This window comes from Bowmanella yangjiangensis, assembly GCF_017255015.1.
Taxonomy (GTDB): Bacteria; Pseudomonadota; Gammaproteobacteria; order Enterobacterales; family Alteromonadaceae; genus Bowmanella; species Bowmanella yangjiangensis.
Genome location: NZ_JAFKCS010000662.1, coordinates 1 through 398 on the forward strand (window position 1 = coordinate 1; position 398 = coordinate 398).

A 398-nucleotide genomic window follows, 5' to 3' on the forward strand; every position below is an offset into this window, starting at 1 on the left:
GGTGAGCGGGCTCAAGGGGCTGTTCAGCAAGCAGTGGCAGCGCTTCACCCTCACCTACGGGCTGGACTTCGACCATGAGCGCTTCAATGCCGAGCAGAAGGTCTTCGACCAGCAGACCTCCTCCGCCAGCGGGGGCCTGGTGCTCGACACCGCCAGCAGCGCGCCGCGCTACCCCAGCTACGTGGTGGACAGCCTGTCGGCCTATGCCCAGCTGGACTGGAAGCTCACCGAGCGTCTGACCCTCTCCGGTGGCGCGCGCCACCAGCGCATGGATGTCGAGGTCGGCGACTTCAAGGGCGTGGCCGGTGGCCGCAACGACTATGACGTCAACCTGTACAACCTGGGTGTCATCTACGACTTCGCCAACGGCCATCAGCTGTGGAGCAACTACAGCGAAG

1 protein-coding gene is annotated in these 398 nt (G+C 64.8%); it reads left to right on the forward strand.

Going from position 1 to position 398, the window contains the following annotated elements; genetic code table 11:
* Positions 1-398: TonB-dependent receptor domain-containing protein (locus J0A65_RS26150; RefSeq protein ID WP_206597106.1), on the forward strand; the 398-nt coding region annotated here is incomplete at both ends.